Genomic DNA, 15,175 nt, shown 5'->3' on the forward strand with positions numbered 1-15,175 from the left:
TTTTGGAAAGTTACGGGAGCGATAGCCCTCTCGCCAGTTCGTTTCAATGCCAACCAAATTCGCCGGGCGGTGCTTCCCAATCGACCAGCGACAGGCTAACCCGCAGCCTTGGATGGGAGAAGATGAGCAGTGGCCGCACCGGTTCTTACGACGCTTTATAACGCCGACGACGCGGCAACGCAGGCGCGTTCGATGCACAATCGCGCGCTTCGCGACGATCTGTGGGCGCGGGTTGCCGCCTCGGCGCTTGGAGGCAGCGAAAAATCGCGCGAACGCCATACGAGCCGCGGCAAGCTGCTCCCGCGCGAGCGCGTCGAGCGGCTGCTCGATCCCGGCTCGCCCTTTCTCGAAATCGGCCAGCTCGCGGCGTGCGACATGTATGGCGGCGAAGTGCCCGGCGCCGGGATGATCGCCGGCATTGGCCGTGTGTCGGGGCGACAGGCGATGATCGTCTGCAACGACGCGACGGTAAAGGGCGGCACCTATTATCCGATGACGGTCAAGAAGCATCTCCGCGCGCAGGAGATTGCCGAGGCGAACCGCCTGCCCTGCATCTACCTTGTCGATAGCGGCGGCGCGAACCTGCCGCATCAGGCCGAGGTATTTCCCGACCGCGACCATTTCGGGCGCATCTTTTTCAACCAGGCGAATATGTCGGCAAAGCGCATCCCGCAGATCGCCTGCGTGATGGGAAGCTGCACCGCGGGCGGCGCTTACGTGCCCGCGATGTCGGACGAGACGGTGATCGTGCGGGGCCAGGGCACGATCTTCCTCGCCGGACCGCCGCTCGTGAAGGCCGCAACTGGCGAGGAAATCAGCGCCGAAGACCTCGGCGGCGGCGATCTGCACGCGAAGAAGTCGGGCGTCGTCGACCATCTCGCCGAGAATGACGAACATGCGCTGACGATCGTGCGCGATATTATGTCGCACCTCTCTGGTCCGTTCGTGTCGAGCGAAGTCGAGACACCGGGCGGTCATGCGCGTGCGATGGGCATCTCGGCTTCGCTCGATGCGAACGGGATTAGAGAACCGCGCCCGCCCAAATATGACCCCGAAGAGCTCTACGGCATCATCCCCGAGGATGTCCGCGCGCCCTATGACGTCCACGAGGTGATCGCGCGCATCGTCGATGCCAGCGAGTTTCACGAGTTCAAGGCGAACTACGGCAGCACGCTCGTTTGCGGCTTCGCGCACATCTGGGGCATCCCCGTCGCGATCCTCGCCAGCAATGGCGTGCTGTTCAGCGAAAGCGCGGTCAAGGGCGCGCATTTCATCGAACTGGCGCAGCAGCGGCGCATTCCCCTCCTTTTCCTCCAGAATATCAGCGGCTTCATGGTCGGTGGGAAATATGAGGCAGAAGGTATTGCAAAACATGGGGCAAAGCTGGTGACAGCCGTGGCAACGGCCACCGTGCCGAAAATCACGGTGCTGATCGGCGGCAGCTTCGGCGCGGGCAATTACGGCATGTGCGGGCGCGCCTATAGCCCACGCTTCCTCTTCACCTGGCCCAATGCGCGGATCAGCGTGATGGGCGGCGAGCAGGCGGCGAGCGTGCTGGCGACCGTCCACCGCGACGCCGACAAATGGACGGCGGAGGAAGCCGAAGCCTTCAAGGCGCCGATCCGCCAGAAATATGAGGATGAAGGCAATCCCTATCACGCCACCGCGCGCCTGTGGGACGATGGCATCATCGACCCCGCGCAGACGCGCGACGTGCTGGGCCTCGCCTTCGCCGCAACGCTGAACGCCCCGGTCGAAGACCGCGGGTTCGGCGTGTTCAGAATGTAAGGGTGCTGCAATGATTGCCCGTCGCTGGCACGGTATCGTTCTCCGCGAAAAGTCCGACGCCTACCGCAGGCTGATGATCGAAGTCGCGATTCCGGATTATCAGTCGATCGTCGGCAATCGCGGTGCGTGGTGTCTGACAAGAGAAGACGGTGCGCTGGTTCATTTCGAAATGCTGACGTTTTGGGATAGTTACCAGGCAATCGAAGCCTTCGCCGGAAGCCCGCTCGACGCTGCGAAATATTATGATTTCGACGCGGATTTTTTAATCGAGCAGGAACCGACAGTCCTGCATTTCGAAGTGAGCACCAACGCATGATCCAATCCCTCCTCATCGCCAATCGCGGCGAGATCGCCTGCCGGATCATTCGCACCGCGCGCAAATCCCATCTTGTCGGCGACAAGATCATCGCCGCGACCATAGGGTGACACAATGCCCAACTCGCTGATTTCAATCCTGATCATCATCGCCATGCTGCTTGCCGCTGGTTTTGCACTCGGTTTGGCGAGGCGGTCCAATTTTGCGCCGCGCTGGCTTTTCGCCGCCGCCCTCATCGTCTTCATCAATGACGCCTTGCTCACAAATCTCTATGGGCTCTTGCCCGACCTGTTCGAGGGTTCGGATTGGAACTGGCAAGGCAAGTTGCTCGCGCTCGCCGCGACACTGGCCATCGCGGCGCACCCCGCATTTGGATGGCGCCGGTCGGGCCTGACGCTTGTGCAAGCGCCCGGATCGGCCAAGAGCGCCGCACTTGCCGTACTTCTATATTGCCTGTTCATGCTGGGGCTGGCGCTTGTCTTCCCCAATCAGGAAGCGTCGGCCGAACGAATCGCGTTTCAGCTCACCATGCCCGGGCTTGAAGAAGAGCCATTCTATCGCGGCATATTGTTACTCGCGCTCAACGAGGCCTTTCGTGGCCGCGTGCGCGCGCTGGGTATCGACTGGGGCTGGAGTGCGATGCTGTCGTCCGCGCTTTTCGGTCTTGCCCATGCATTCAGCTATTCGGCGGACGGTGGCGCGAGTTTCGATGCGCTGACGATGGCGCTCACCGCCGTTCCTTCGCTGCTGGTCGTCTGGTTGCGCGAACGCACTGGCAGTCTATTGCTGCCCGTCGTCATGCACAATTTCGGCAATTCGATCTTGGCAATGGTGTAACGATGCCTCCCTTCTGCATTTCGGAATGAGCAAAGACCAATGATCCAATCCCTCCTCATCGCCAATCGCGGCGAGATTGCCTGCCGGATCATTCGAACCGCGCGCGAAATGGGCATTCGGACCATCGCGGTCTATTCGGACGCCGATGCCAAGGCGCTTCACGTCCGGCAAGCCGACGAGGCGGTGCATATCGGGCCGTCGCCGGCGCGCGAATCCTATCTTGTCGGCGACAAGATCATCGCCGCGGCGCAAGCGACGGGCGCACAGGCGATCCATCCGGGCTACGGCTTCCTCTCCGAAAATGCCGAATTCGCGCAGGCCGTCATCGACGCCGGGCTGATCTGGGTCGGGCCGAAACCTTCGTCGATCACCGCGATGGGACTGAAGGATGCCGCCAAGAAGCTGATGGCCGAAGCGGGGGTGCCCGTCACCCCCGGCTATATGGGCGAAAATCAGGACCCCGGCTATCTCGCCGAACAGGCGGCCGAAATCGGCTACCCCGTGCTGATCAAGGCCGTGGCTGGCGGCGGCGGCAAGGGGATGCGCAAGGTCGACAGCGCCGCCGACTTCGCCGACGCGCTCGCCTCGTGCCAGCGCGAGGCGGCGGCGTCGTTCGGCAACGACCATGTGCTGATCGAGAAATATATCCTCACCCCGCGTCATATCGAGGTGCAGATATTCGGCGACACGCACGGCAATGTCGTCCATCTGTTCGAGCGCGACTGCTCGCTTCAGCGCCGCCATCAGAAGGTGATCGAGGAGGCCCCTGCTCCCGGCATGGACGACGCGACGCGCGCCGAGCTGTGCGCCGCCGCGGTACGCGCAGCAAAAGCCGTCGATTATGTCGGCGCGGGAACGATCGAGTTCATCGCCGACGCCTCCGAAGGCCTGCGCGCCGACCGCATCTGGTTCATGGAAATGAACACGCGGTTGCAGGTCGAACATCCGGTGACCGAGGAAATCACCGGCGTCGACCTTGTCGAATGGCAACTCCGCGTCGCGAGCGGCGAACCTATCCCGCTGGCGCAGGACGAGCTTGCCATCGACGGCTGGGCGATGGAGGCGCGGCTTTATGCCGAGGATCCCACAACGGGTTTCCTTCCAAGCACTGGCACGCTCGTCGAGTTCGACTTGGGTTATCGAGCCCGCATCGACTCGGGCGTCGAACTAGGTGATTCGATCTCGCCCTACTATGACCCGATGATCGCCAAGCTCATCACATCGGGGCCAAATCGACACGCGGCCGGATATCGATTGCTTGAAGCTGTTCGCCAAGTTCAGGTTTGGCCCGTCAAAACCAATGCAGCGTTTCTCGGCTCATGCCTTCTGGACGAGGACTTCATAGCGGGCAATTTCGATACAGGATTGATCCAGCGCAAAGTGGATGCACTGACTACGGCGCCCCCTGTTGACGATGCCGAGAAGAGCGCAGGCGTCTTGAACCTGCTCCGAGCGGAGAGCGGCGATCCAATGCGATCGCCGCTTCAAAGGCCCGATGGCTCTCCCGATTGGTCGGTGCACAATAGTTCACGACTGAATAGCTTATTTGGTTTTCGACTAAACAATGCTCCCAACCGCCTGATCCGGATGACCGTCGATGGCGAGCCAACCAGCGTCAGGCTGGCCGAACCGCTTCTTGGCAATCGGAACAAGCACTACGGCCGCTATGGCGACGCATGGAGCCGACTGGGCGAGGGGTTTGTCCATCGCTTCACTCTGGAGTCGCGTTTCCATGGCGGCACCGCCGGCACGGCGGGCGACGGCGCAATCCTCTCTCCCATGCCCGGCAAGATCATCGCGGTCGAAGTCGCGGCGGGCGACACTGTCGTGAAGGGCCAGAAACTGCTCACCCTCGAAGCAATGAAGATGGAGCACAGCCTGACCGCGCCCTTCGACGGGGTCGTCGCCGAACTCAACGCGGTCGCCGGGGCGCAGGTGCAGGTCGAAGCGTTGCTGGTGAAGATCGACGCGGCAGAAGAATAGACCCTGTTGTTCGTCACCCCGGACTTGATCCGGGGTCCATCGCCGGTCGTTACGTTCAACGCCGCGCCAGACGAAAGAACAGGCCATGGATGCTGTAACAAACTCAGCATCACGATTTTTGGGAGCTAAAGAATGGCCGGCAAATTTTTCGACGAATGGACCATCGGCGCCACGCTGACCCACGACATCCGGCGCACGGTGACCGAAACCGACAATCTTCTGTTCACGACGATGACGCACAATCCCCAGCCGTTGCACCTCGACGTCGAAGCGGCGAAGGCGTCCGAGTTCGGGCAGATCCTCGTCAACGGCACCTTCACCTTCAGCCTGATGGTCGGGCTGTCGGTCGGCGACACGACGCTCGGCACGCTCGTCGCGAACCTCGGCTATGACAAGCTCGTGATGCCCAAGCCCGTGTTCATCGGCGACACGCTCCGCGCGACGAGCGAGGTGATCGCGCTCAAGGAATCGAAATCGCGGCCCAACGCCGGGATCGTCACCTTCCTGCACAAGGCGATCAACCAGCGCGACGAAATTGTGTGCCAGTGCGAACGCTCGGCGCTGATCAAGCGAAAAGACTGAATCGTCCCCTTGGGGTCAGGACCCTTGGTTCGAGCGAAGTCGAGAACCACTGACCCCTCGCATGTCTCGACTTCGCTCGACACGAACGGCATAGGTGATGGCATGAGACTCCGCTCGCTCCTCTTCGTCCCGGGCGACCGCCCCGAGCGTTTCGCCAAGGCCGCGGCTTCGGGCGCCGACGCGATCATCCTCGATCTGGAAGATTCGGTTGCGCTCGCCAACAAGGAGGCCGCGCGCGGCCATGTCGCCGATTATCTTGCGGGCGCGCGCGCGGTGTTCACGCTCGTTCGCGTCAACCCGCTCGACGGGCATATGACGGCGGCGGACGTCGCCGCCATCGTCGACGCACGCCCCGACGCGATCATGCTCCCGAAGGCAGAAGGCGCACCGAGCATCGCGCAGCTCGATACCATCCTGCGCAGCGAAGGCAGCGATGCGGCATCGCTTCCGGCAATCCTGCCGATAGCGACCGAAACCCCCACGGCGGTCTTCACGCTCGGCAGCTACCGCGAGGCAAAGAGCCGCCTCGCTGGCCTCACCTGGGGCGCGGAGGACCTGCCTGCCGCCATCGGTGCGGCGACGAGCCGTGAGGATGATGGAAATTACACCGACCCTTATCGCGTCGTCCGCGCTCTGACGCTCTTTGCCGCGCACGCGGCGGGCGTGGCCGCCATCGACACCGTATTTCCGGCGATCAAGGATGAAGCCGGCCTCGCAACCTATGCCGCCCGCGCGCGCCGCGATGGCTTTACCGGCATGATGGCGATCCACCCGTCGCAGGTGGCACCGATCAACGCTGCCTTCACCCCCTCTGTCGAAGAGGTCCACCGCGCGCAGGCGATTGTCGACGCCTTTGCCGCAAGCCCCGGCGCGGGCGTGTTGCAGGTCGACGGAAAGATGGTCGATGCGCCGCATCTCAAGCAGGCGCTTCACATATTGTCGCTTGCCGACTAGGGTTCTGACCCTGGCCGCTAACGCTTGCCGCGAAATGGGCGGTGGCGTTTCGCCCATTTCTTGCCGCGCCGCCAATGCTTGCGAAGTCCGCGCGCGGCAAAGCCTTCGAACATCTGGTCGGGACTGGCGGGGTCGAGCAGTTCATTCTCCGCAATGAACTCGTCGAGCGGGCCGGGTGCGGTCAGGTCGAGGCGGTCGAGCGTCCGCCCCTTCCCCCGCAGCGAGTCGACCGTTTCGATGAGCGAGCCACACGCGTCGAAACGCCGCGCAACATCGTCCGGATCGACGCCCAGATGCTCGGCGAGCAGCGATTCGCGCAGCATCCGGATGGTCGGACCGACATCGCGATTGGCGGCAAGGCCGACGTCGATGGTGACATCGCATTCGCTGTCGAGCGCCATCGAACGGTTGTTGAGGTTCGCCGACCCCACACGGATCACGCGGTCGTCGATGATCGTCGTCTTGGAATGGACATAGATGGGCTGGCCGCCTGCGGTGCGCGGGACATAGATGCGCAGCCGGTCGCCGTGGCGCGCTTTCGCGATCTGGCGGACCAGCACGACACGCGCGGCGTCCATCGCCTTTTGCTCGAGCCAGCCGTCGGCAGTCTCGGGCATCACCAGGACAAATTCGGGCGCATCGTCTTCGTCGAGGCGTTCGGCGATTGCGGCCGCCATGGTCGCGCAGGTGAAATATTGATTTTCGATATAAACGAAGCGCTTGGCTGCCGCGATCATGTCGAGATAGAGTTGCTCGATCTCGCGCACCGGCTCGCACCCGTCATATTCGGCGCGCGTGCGCGAAATCGCAACGTCGACGTTGCGAAAATGCGGATCGAGGTCGTCGGGCCAATTCTCGCCAACGCCGCTCAGATCGCGCAGCGGTTTGCGCGTCGCGCGCTGCCAGCGCTCGTTGCCGAGTTCGGCGAGCGCTTCGCCGACCTTGCCCGCGAGCATCATCGTCGAATCGTGCCAGGGCATGTAAGTGGCGCCGTCGGGCGCGACGCGGCAGGGCTCGTCGTCGCGATGTGCGCGCGTGTCCCAGCGACGCGAGCCCACGTCGATCCCGCCGCACACCGCCAGATGGTCGTCGAAAACCGCGACCTTCTGATGATGGCTGCATCCTACGGGATGCGCGCTGTCGAGCCGGAAGCTGATCGACCGCGTCACTTTCCAGCGCAGCACCATCGCGAGGATGCGCGGGATCGCGAAATGTTTGAGCGCGCCGAAATTCCATCGCAAAATGTCGATGTCGCGGTCGGGGCGCTCTTTCGCCAGGCGGAGCATGTAATGGCCGAGCGATTCGCCCTTGCCGTCGCTGCCCGGCAACAGCGAGATGCGCGGGTCGAAATCCCAGCCGATCAACAGCACGCGCTCCTTTGCGCCATCCATCAGGCGGGCAAGCAGCGCGTAATAGTCGGCGGCATCGACGATCAGGCGGGCCGCGTCGGCGCCTTCTATTCGCCAGCAATTGCGCCCCTCGGCGACGATGGGGGGGACAGTATCGGTCATCGCCGCCGACACGCATGGCGGCGGCGATGGTTGCGTGCCGGGCGGTCAGGCCGCGTGAAACTGCTCCGGCGTCAGCGCCATCATCGCTTCGCTTCCCGCCTCGATCTTGCGCCGCAGCGCGCCGGCGTCGGGCATGAAGCGTTCGGCGAAATGGCGCGCGGTGACGAGCTTCGCTTCGAGGAACGCCTTGCTGCCGCGCCCTTCGTCGAGCGCCGCCTGCGCCGCCGTCGCCATCCGCAACCACATGAGTCCTAAGGAAACGATCCCCATAACATGCATATAATGATACGCACCCGCACCGACATTGTCGGGGTTGGTCATGCCATTTTGCATGAACCACATGGTTGCCGCCTTGAGTTCGCCATTCGCCTTTTCGAGGCGCGTCGCGAAATCGGCGAGCGGCCCGTCTTTCGCGTCGGCACATTCGGCGTCAATCGTCGCGAAGAGAAGCTGGACCGCGCGGCCGCCGTTCTGCGCAAGCTTGCGACCGACGAGGTCCATCGCCTGCACGCCGTTCGCGCCCTCGTAGATCATCGTGATGCGCGCATCGCGGACATATTGGCTCATGCCATGTTCCTCGATGTAGCCGTGGCCGCCGAACACCTGCTGCGCGTTGGTCGCGACTTCATAGCCCTTGTCGGTGCCATAGCCCTTGATCACCGGCGTCAGCAGGCTGACGAGGTCGTCGGCCTGCTGCCGCTCCTCCTCGCTTTCGGCGACGTGCGACAGGTCGACCTGCAGTGCGCCCCAGATGCACAGTGCGCGCAGTCCTTCGACAAAGGCCTTCGAATCCATCAGCATCCGGCGAATATCGGGGTGCACGAACAAGGGATCGGCCTTTTCCTGCGGATCCTGGGGGCCGGTGAGCGCACGCCCTTGGCGACGGTCCTGCGCATAGGCGACGGCATTCTGGAACGCGATGTCGGCCTGTCCCAACCCCTGGATACCCACGCCCAGGCGCGCCGCGTTCATCATCACGAACATCGCGGCGAGACCCTTATTCTCCTCGCCCACCATCCAGCCGGTCGCACCGTCGTAATTCATCACGCAGGTCGAGTTGGCGTGGATGCCCATCTTGTGCTCGATCGACCCGCACGACAGGCTGTTGCGCTCGCCAAGGCTGCCATCGGCGTTGACAAGGAATTTGGGGACGATGAAGAGCGAAATCCCCTTCACGCTGTCGGGCGCGTCGGGGGTCTTTGCGAGCACGAGATGGACGATATTCTCGGTCAGGTCATGCTCGCCCGACGAAATGAAGATCTTGGTGCCCGTGACTGCATAGCTGCCGTCGCCGTTCGGCACCGCGCGCGTTCGGATGAGGCCGAGGTCGGTGCCGCAGTGCGGTTCGGTCAGGTTCATCGTCCCGCCCCATTCACCCGACACCATCTTGGGGACATAGGTTGCCTTCTGCTCGTCCGAGCCCTTGACGAGAATGGCGGCAATCGCGGCCTGGGTCAGGCCTGGATACATGGCGAACGCCTGGTTGGCGGCCATGCGAAACTCTTCGACCGGAAAGCCGACAATGTGCGGGAGGCCTTGTCCGCCAAACTCTTCAGGCTGGGTGAGTAGCGTCCAGCCGGCATCACAATAGGCCTTATACGCTTCCTTGAAGCCCTCAGGCGTGGTGACCGACCCGTCGTCGTGACGCGTACAGCCCTCCAGATCGCCCGACTGGTTGATCGGGAAAAGCACCTCTTCGCAGAACTTGCCCGCTTCGGTGAGCACCGCCTCGACCATGTCGGGGGTCGCATTTTGAAAGCCCGGCAGATTGGCATAACGTTCGATGCCGAGGACATCGTTGATCAGGAAAAGCGTGTCCTGAACGGGGGCGCGATAAACAGGCATGCGGATACTTTCTGAAAATCAGCGGTGAGAGAATATAGCTTGCCCGGGGAGGCGGCGAAAGCGAAGGTCAGCGCGCCTTTTGCTTGGCGTCGACTTTTCGGACCGTTTCGATGAATCGCGTCAGCTCATCGACCGCGCTATCGATATCATCGCGCTGACGTTGCAACAGCGCAATCCGTTCCTGGCACTTTTCAATCGTCACCTGCCGCTGCAATTTGCGGCCGTCCCCGACGTCGTAAAGATCGATCATCTCGCGGATGTCGGCTAGGCTGAACCCCGTGCGCTTGGCACGCAAAATCCAGGCAAGACGGGCGCGATCGCGCTTCGAATAGATACGCGACAGTCCCTTGCGCGATGGACTGATCAGCCCCTCATCTTCGTAGAAACGCAGCGCCCGCGCCGTCACACCGAATTCGGTCGACAGATCGGTAATACTATATTGTTCGCGGCCCAGATGATCGGGCGTATCGATATGCGCGTGGCCGTAGGTGTCGGTCATGCGCGAAGACTAGTTTCCGTTGACGTGAACGTCAAGGCCGCGCAGCGGGCCAGAAACCACCGCTTCAATCACGGCAGGGCGTGCCCATATTGCCCCGGTTATCGGGTATCTGCAAGCGTCGGGCATCGTCCGCCGACCAGCTTGCGCGCGGAAGGCGCAATCCGCGGAGCGAAATGCGGTCGGAGCACAGTTTTTCGCATTGTTCGGGAAAGGTTCCGGGCAGGCGCAACTCGTCACCCTCCTCGTAAACGACGAGTTCACAACCGTCGTGCCCTGAAAATGCAAGGCGCCAACTGTCGCCCTCGCGCCCTATCCCGCCGGAAGCGCTGCACGTCAGTTCGGTACCGAAGGATGCCGAGAGCACGAAACGCCATTCATCTTGTCCATCGGGAACAATGCACATCACGTCGCGACCCAGATCGTGGCGTCGCTCGAGTACGCCCGACGGGTCTGCCGACGGGTTATGGACGAGTCCGCGTTCTCGCGCTGCTATTTCGAGCGGGTTCTCGAGATCGACCGCTCCGCCGCTATTCGGATGACGATCACATGCCGCCAGCAGCGCGACCGTGCACAGCAACGCCAACCTAGCCATTGTTACAAGAACACCAATCGGCCGTCAGGCTCTATCCTGCGGTAAAAGCAGCTTTTTCGTCCGGTATGACAGGCCGGCCCCGATGGCTCGACGCGCAGCAGCAACGCATCCTGATCGCAGTCGACGCGAAGGTCGACGACCGTCAGCACATTTCCCGAGGTCTCGCCTTTTTGCCAAAGGCGGCCGCGCGAGCGCGACCAGAAATGCGCCAATCCGGTCGCCTGCGTCTTTGCAATCGCCGCGTCATTCATATGTGCCACCATCAATATGTCGCCGGAGGCGGCATCGACGACAATCGCGGTTACCAGACCCGCTGCGTCAAAACGCGGGTCAAAACGGGCGGATTCGTCACGGGCCTGATCCATGAATTCGGCTTTAGGGCAGGAAAACTGTCGCTGCCAAGCCAAGACTGGTCGCTGTCATCAAAGAGTCCAAATTGGGGGGGCGACATTTGCGATTGCGGCCCCTATATGCGCGGCAGTCCCAGCCCCCTGCCCCCGGAACGAAATGCTGACGACCCATCCTTTTGACGACGACAAGCTCCGCGAGGAGTGCGGCGTCTTTGGTATTCACGGCGCCGAAAGCGCGGCCGCGGTCGTGGCGTTGGGGCTCCATGCCCTCCAGCACCGTGGTCAGGAAGCCGCCGGCATCACGGCCTTCGACGGCAAGGAATTTCATACCCATCGCGCGATGGGCCACGTCGCGGGCAATTTCGACCGCGACGATATCATGCGCCAACTCGCGGGCAGCTCGGCGATCGGCCATGTACGCTATTCGACGACCGGCGAGACGGCGCTTCGCAACGTACAACCGCTGTTTGCCGACCTCGCTACCGGCGGCTTCGCGGTCGCGCATAACGGCAACATCTCCAACGCCACGGCGCTGCGCAAGATATTGGTTCGCCGTGGATCCATCTTCCAATCGACGAGCGACACCGAAGTCATCATCCACCTCGTCGCCACCTCCAATTACCGCACCCTGCTCGACCGGTTCATCGACGCGCTGAAGCAGGTCGAGGGGGCCTATTCGCTGATCTGCTTGACCGCAGAAGGCATGATCGGCTGCCGCGACCCGCTCGGCATCCGCCCGTTGGTCATCGGCAAGCTCGGCAACGCGCATATTCTGGCGTCAGAAACGGTGGCGCTCGATGTTGTCGGCGCCGAGTTCGTCCGCTCGGTTGAGCCGGGCGAGCTCGTCATCATCCGCGAGGGCGAACTCACGTCGCACCATCCCTTTGCCGAGCGCCCCGCGCGTCCGTGCATCTTCGAATATGTCTATTTCTCGCGCCCCGATTCGATAGTCGACGGGACGAGCGTCTATTCGGTGCGCAAGGCGATCGGCGCGGAACTGGCACGCGAGAATCCGGTCGAGGCCGATCTGGTCATCCCGGTCCCCGATTCGGGGACGCCCGCGGCGATCGGCTATGCCCAGGAATCGGGGATTCCGTTCGAACTCGGCATTATTCGCTCGCACTATGTCGGCCGCACCTTCATCCAGCCGGGCGACAAGGTTCGCCACCTTGGCGTCAAGCTCAAGCACAATGCCAACCGCGCGCTGATTGCGGGCAAGCGCATCGTCCTCATCGACGATTCGATCGTTCGCGGCACGACCAGCCTGAAAATCGTCCAGATGATGCGCGATGCCGGGGCGGCCGAGGTGCATATGCGCATCGCTAGCCCGCCGACGTCGCACAGCTGCTTCTATGGTGTCGACACACCCGAACGCGCGAAGCTGCTCGCCGCGCAGATGACGGTGGGACAGATGGCGAACTTCATTAATGCCGACAGCCTGTCGTTCTTGACGATCGACGGGCTATATCGCGCGCTCGGTGAAGCAAGGCGCGCCGACGATTGCCCGCAATATTGCGACGCCTGTTTCACGGGCGATTATCCGACGACGCTGACCGACTTTGACGAAAACAGTCTCGAGGATCAGTTTTCGCTTCTTGCCGAGCGGGTTGTCTGACGAAATGACCACGAAAACCGAAGAATTGGGCGGGCAGGTTGCGCTCGTCACCGGGGCGAGCCGCGGTATTGGCGAGGCCATCGCCTATTCACTCGCGACGCGCGGCGCCCACGTCGTCATCACGGCGCGCACGGCTGGCGGGCTCGAGGCGCTGGAGGATCGCATCCACGATGCTGGCGGCAGCGCGACGATCGCGCCGCTCGATCTGACCGACGGCGACAGCATTGCGCGCCTTGCGAGCGCGATGGCCGAACGCTGGAACAAGCTCGACATGCTCGTGCTCAATGCCGCGATGCTCGGAACGCTGACGCCGGTGGCCGCGATCGACGGCAAGGAATTCAATCGCCTCCTGACGCTCAACCTGATCGCGCAACAAGCGCTGATCGCCAATTTCGATCCACTGCTCCGCCGCGCTTCGAACGGCCGTCTTGTTGCCCTGTCGAGCAGCGTTGCGCGCAGCCCGCGGGCCTATTGGGGTGCCTATGCGGCGTCGAAGGCGGCGTTCGAGGCGCTTGTCACCAGCTACGGCGCAGAAATGCAGAATATTTCGGGCGTTCGCACCGCGATCCTCAACCCCGGCGCGACACGCACGCAAATGCGCGCTCGCGCCTATCCCGGCGAAGATCCGCAAAGCATAAAGGAACCGTCAGCGGTCGGCGAGTTTGTCGCCCGCATGATGGCCGAGGGCTTCGACAGCACGGCATTCCACGAATTGCCCAAAGTCATGGCCGACGCTTAACGCACTTTTTGCGTTCCAGTGGCACAAGGGCTGCGGTTTGGAACATCAGGGGTTCGCACAATGAATTCGACCGTGCGCGGCATTGCCGGGACGATGGCCGGCATATTGGTTGCCTTCGCGCTTCTCTGGATTGCGCAATATGCCGGGAGCGCGCTGTCGCCCGATGTCTATGATCCGTCGACGGGCGAAGTTTTGATCCCCATCGGTTCGACAATCGCGCTCTTCATCGGCTGGTTTGTCGGCACCTTCGCGGGAAGCTGGCTCGCGATGCGCGTGTCGGGCAATTCAGGCGCCGGCTGGGTCGTCGCGGGCGCGATACTCGGGGCGAGCCTCTACCGCGCCGTGACGCTGGCAGACCAGTGGTGGGTCATGGCGATCGGCATCGTCATTCCGCTGGCCGCAGCATGGGCCGCGCAGCGCGCATCGGCGCTGGCGCCTGTCCATCCTGCGTGAGAGTGCTGCCCGCTAAGGCGCGGATTCGCGGTCGATAGCGGCCTGCACCGTCTTGTAAAATGTCTCGCGCGCAGTTCCTACGCCTTCCGGGTCGGTCGCAGTCGGCCAATTCCCGTTCGAAGCGATCACCAACTTCCGCGCCGGGTCGATGAAAATCCCCTGCCCGAAAATGCCCTGGGCAGCGAAACTTCCGTCGTCGTTGGTCCACCACTGATAGCCATAGCCGCGGCCCGGCACGTCGATGTCCGCCCGCTTGGTCGTCGCCGAAGCCAGCCAGTCGTCAGGGAGAATTTTTTCGCCACCCGCGATGCCTCCGTTCAAGATGAACTGGCCGAAACGCGCATAGTCGCGCAAACTTGCCGACATGCAGCAGCCGCTGATCTCGTGCCCCGTCGCACCGAGCATCCAGACGCCGTCCTGCTCCATCCCGAACGGCTTCCAGACCTTTTCGGAGAGATAGTCGGACAGCGTCTTACCCGTCGCACTCGACACGAGCACACCGATCAAATTGGTCTCGCCGGTCTTGTAAACCCACTTTGATCCTGCCGGAGCTTCGCGGGGCAACGTCTTCATATAGCTGACCGTTATGTCCTCGCCGGGGACGGGCTTCTGAAGGCTGAAGCGCGCGACGTCCGAATTGGGATCGGTATAATCCTCATTCCATTTGACCCCCGACGTCATCGTCAGCAGCTGGCGAACGCTGACGTCGTCATAGGCCGAGCCGGCAAGGTCCGGGATATAGACCGTGACCTTGTCGTCGAGGCTCCTGATATAGCCGTCCTTGACGGCGGCACCGACGAGCGTGGAGGTAAAGCTCTTCGCGACCGAAAAGCTGGTCCAGCGCCCGCCTGCATCATAGCCGAGCGCGTATTTCTCCAAGCGAACCTTGCCGTCCTGCACGATGATCAACCCGGCATTGCGCTGCGCGGCCATATGCGCATCGACGTCGAGACCGATGTCAAGCGGCTCACCTTCCGGCAACGGATAGACCGGTCCACCGGCAGCGATTCGGTTCACCACTACCTTCGGGACGGTCTCCATGGTCCGAAAGGCTGCATCGCGTTGGTCTTGGCTCCAGAAAAGCACGTTCAGATCCTCCGGAAATTGGTTG

General features: G+C 62.6%; 15 protein-coding genes and 1 pseudogene. 10 read left to right on the forward strand and 6 right to left on the reverse strand.

Translation table 11 applies throughout. The annotated features are described in order from the left end of the window. The first annotated feature begins 192 nt into the window (after positions 1-192). From JI743_RS02085 to JI743_RS02115, 7 genes and pseudogenes are all read left to right on the forward strand, one after another. A complete protein-coding gene (locus JI743_RS02085; RefSeq protein ID WP_236659738.1) occupies positions 193-1,788 on the forward strand; it encodes a carboxyl transferase domain-containing protein in 1,596 nt (531 codons plus the stop codon). 10 nt (positions 1,789-1,798) lie between these two features. Continuing rightward, entirely contained in the window at positions 1,799-2,104 is a 306-nt protein-coding gene (locus JI743_RS02090; RefSeq protein ID WP_201925451.1) for a hypothetical protein, read from the forward strand. Then, a pseudogene (locus tag JI743_RS15390) lies at positions 2,101-2,169 on the forward strand (biotin carboxylase N-terminal domain-containing protein); the annotation flags it as partial. The gene JI743_RS02090 and the pseudogene JI743_RS15390, both read left to right, overlap by 4 nt. Positions 2,170-2,218: 49 nt before the next feature. After that, a complete protein-coding gene (locus JI743_RS02100) occupies positions 2,219-2,941 on the forward strand; it encodes a CPBP family intramembrane glutamic endopeptidase, BDIM_20840 family (protein WP_201925456.1) in 723 nt (240 codons plus the stop codon). A 39-nt stretch (positions 2,942-2,980) separates the two neighbouring features. Next, a complete protein-coding gene (locus JI743_RS02105; protein ID WP_201925458.1) occupies positions 2,981-4,924 on the forward strand; it encodes an acetyl/propionyl/methylcrotonyl-CoA carboxylase subunit alpha in 1,944 nt (647 codons plus the stop codon). A gap of 132 nt (positions 4,925-5,056) precedes the next feature. Beyond that, positions 5,057-5,506, forward strand: coding sequence for a MaoC family dehydratase (locus tag JI743_RS02110; RefSeq protein WP_201925460.1), 450 nt, complete (start codon positions 5,057-5,059; stop codon positions 5,504-5,506). Between the two features lie 102 nt (positions 5,507-5,608). After that, complete coding sequence (locus JI743_RS02115) at positions 5,609-6,460, forward strand: HpcH/HpaI aldolase/citrate lyase family protein (protein WP_201925462.1); 852 nt, start codon at positions 5,609-5,611, stop codon at positions 6,458-6,460. Between the two features lie 17 nt (positions 6,461-6,477). On the opposite strand, the gene JI743_RS02120 is transcribed toward JI743_RS02115, so the two are convergent. The 5 genes from JI743_RS02120 to hisI form a co-directional block, all read right to left on the reverse strand. After that, a complete protein-coding gene (locus tag JI743_RS02120) occupies positions 6,478-7,971 on the reverse strand; it encodes a phospholipase D-like domain-containing protein (RefSeq protein WP_201925464.1) in 1,494 nt (497 codons plus the stop codon). Positions 7,972-8,016: 45 nt separating this feature from the next. Continuing rightward, positions 8,017-9,816, reverse strand: a complete 1,800-nt coding sequence (locus JI743_RS02125; protein WP_201925466.1) for an acyl-CoA dehydrogenase C-terminal domain-containing protein — start codon at positions 9,814-9,816, stop codon at positions 8,017-8,019. Between the two features lie 67 nt (positions 9,817-9,883). Continuing rightward, positions 9,884-10,315, reverse strand: a complete 432-nt coding sequence (locus tag JI743_RS02130; RefSeq protein ID WP_201925468.1) for a MerR family transcriptional regulator — start codon at positions 10,313-10,315, stop codon at positions 9,884-9,886. Positions 10,316-10,379: 64 nt separating this feature from the next. Then, positions 10,380-10,907, reverse strand: a complete 528-nt coding sequence (locus JI743_RS02135; protein WP_201925470.1) for a hypothetical protein — start codon at positions 10,905-10,907, stop codon at positions 10,380-10,382. 2 nt (positions 10,908-10,909) lie between these two features. Beyond that, a complete protein-coding gene (hisI, locus tag JI743_RS02140) occupies positions 10,910-11,272 on the reverse strand; it encodes a phosphoribosyl-AMP cyclohydrolase (protein WP_201927237.1) in 363 nt (120 codons plus the stop codon). Positions 11,273-11,414: 142 nt separating this feature from the next. Here hisI and purF point away from each other — a divergent pair, with 142 nt between their 5' ends. The 3 genes from purF to JI743_RS02155 are packed head-to-tail and all read left to right on the forward strand — an operon-like array spanning position 11,415 to position 14,064. After that, complete coding sequence (purF, locus tag JI743_RS02145) at positions 11,415-12,872, forward strand: amidophosphoribosyltransferase (protein ID WP_201925472.1); 1,458 nt, start codon at positions 11,415-11,417, stop codon at positions 12,870-12,872. Between the two features lie 4 nt (positions 12,873-12,876). Beyond that, complete coding sequence (locus tag JI743_RS02150) at positions 12,877-13,611, forward strand: SDR family NAD(P)-dependent oxidoreductase (RefSeq protein WP_201925474.1); 735 nt, start codon at positions 12,877-12,879, stop codon at positions 13,609-13,611. 60 nt (positions 13,612-13,671) lie between these two features. Further along, positions 13,672-14,064: a hypothetical protein gene (locus tag JI743_RS02155; RefSeq protein WP_201925476.1), complete on the forward strand. Its 393-nt coding sequence runs from the start codon at positions 13,672-13,674 to the stop codon at positions 14,062-14,064. 12 nt (positions 14,065-14,076) lie between these two features. Here the strand turns inward: JI743_RS02155 and JI743_RS02160 are convergent, their stop codons facing one another. After that, positions 14,077-15,105 (reverse strand): serine hydrolase domain-containing protein, encoded by a 1,029-nt coding sequence (locus JI743_RS02160; RefSeq protein ID WP_227339701.1) that lies wholly within the window; start codon positions 15,103-15,105, stop codon positions 14,077-14,079. Positions 15,106-15,175 lie beyond the last annotated feature (70 nt).

Origin of the sequence: Sphingopyxis jiangsuensis, assembly GCF_016734905.1 — a bacterium.
In the GTDB taxonomy this organism is placed as follows: domain Bacteria; phylum Pseudomonadota; class Alphaproteobacteria; order Sphingomonadales; family Sphingomonadaceae; genus Sphingopyxis; species Sphingopyxis jiangsuensis.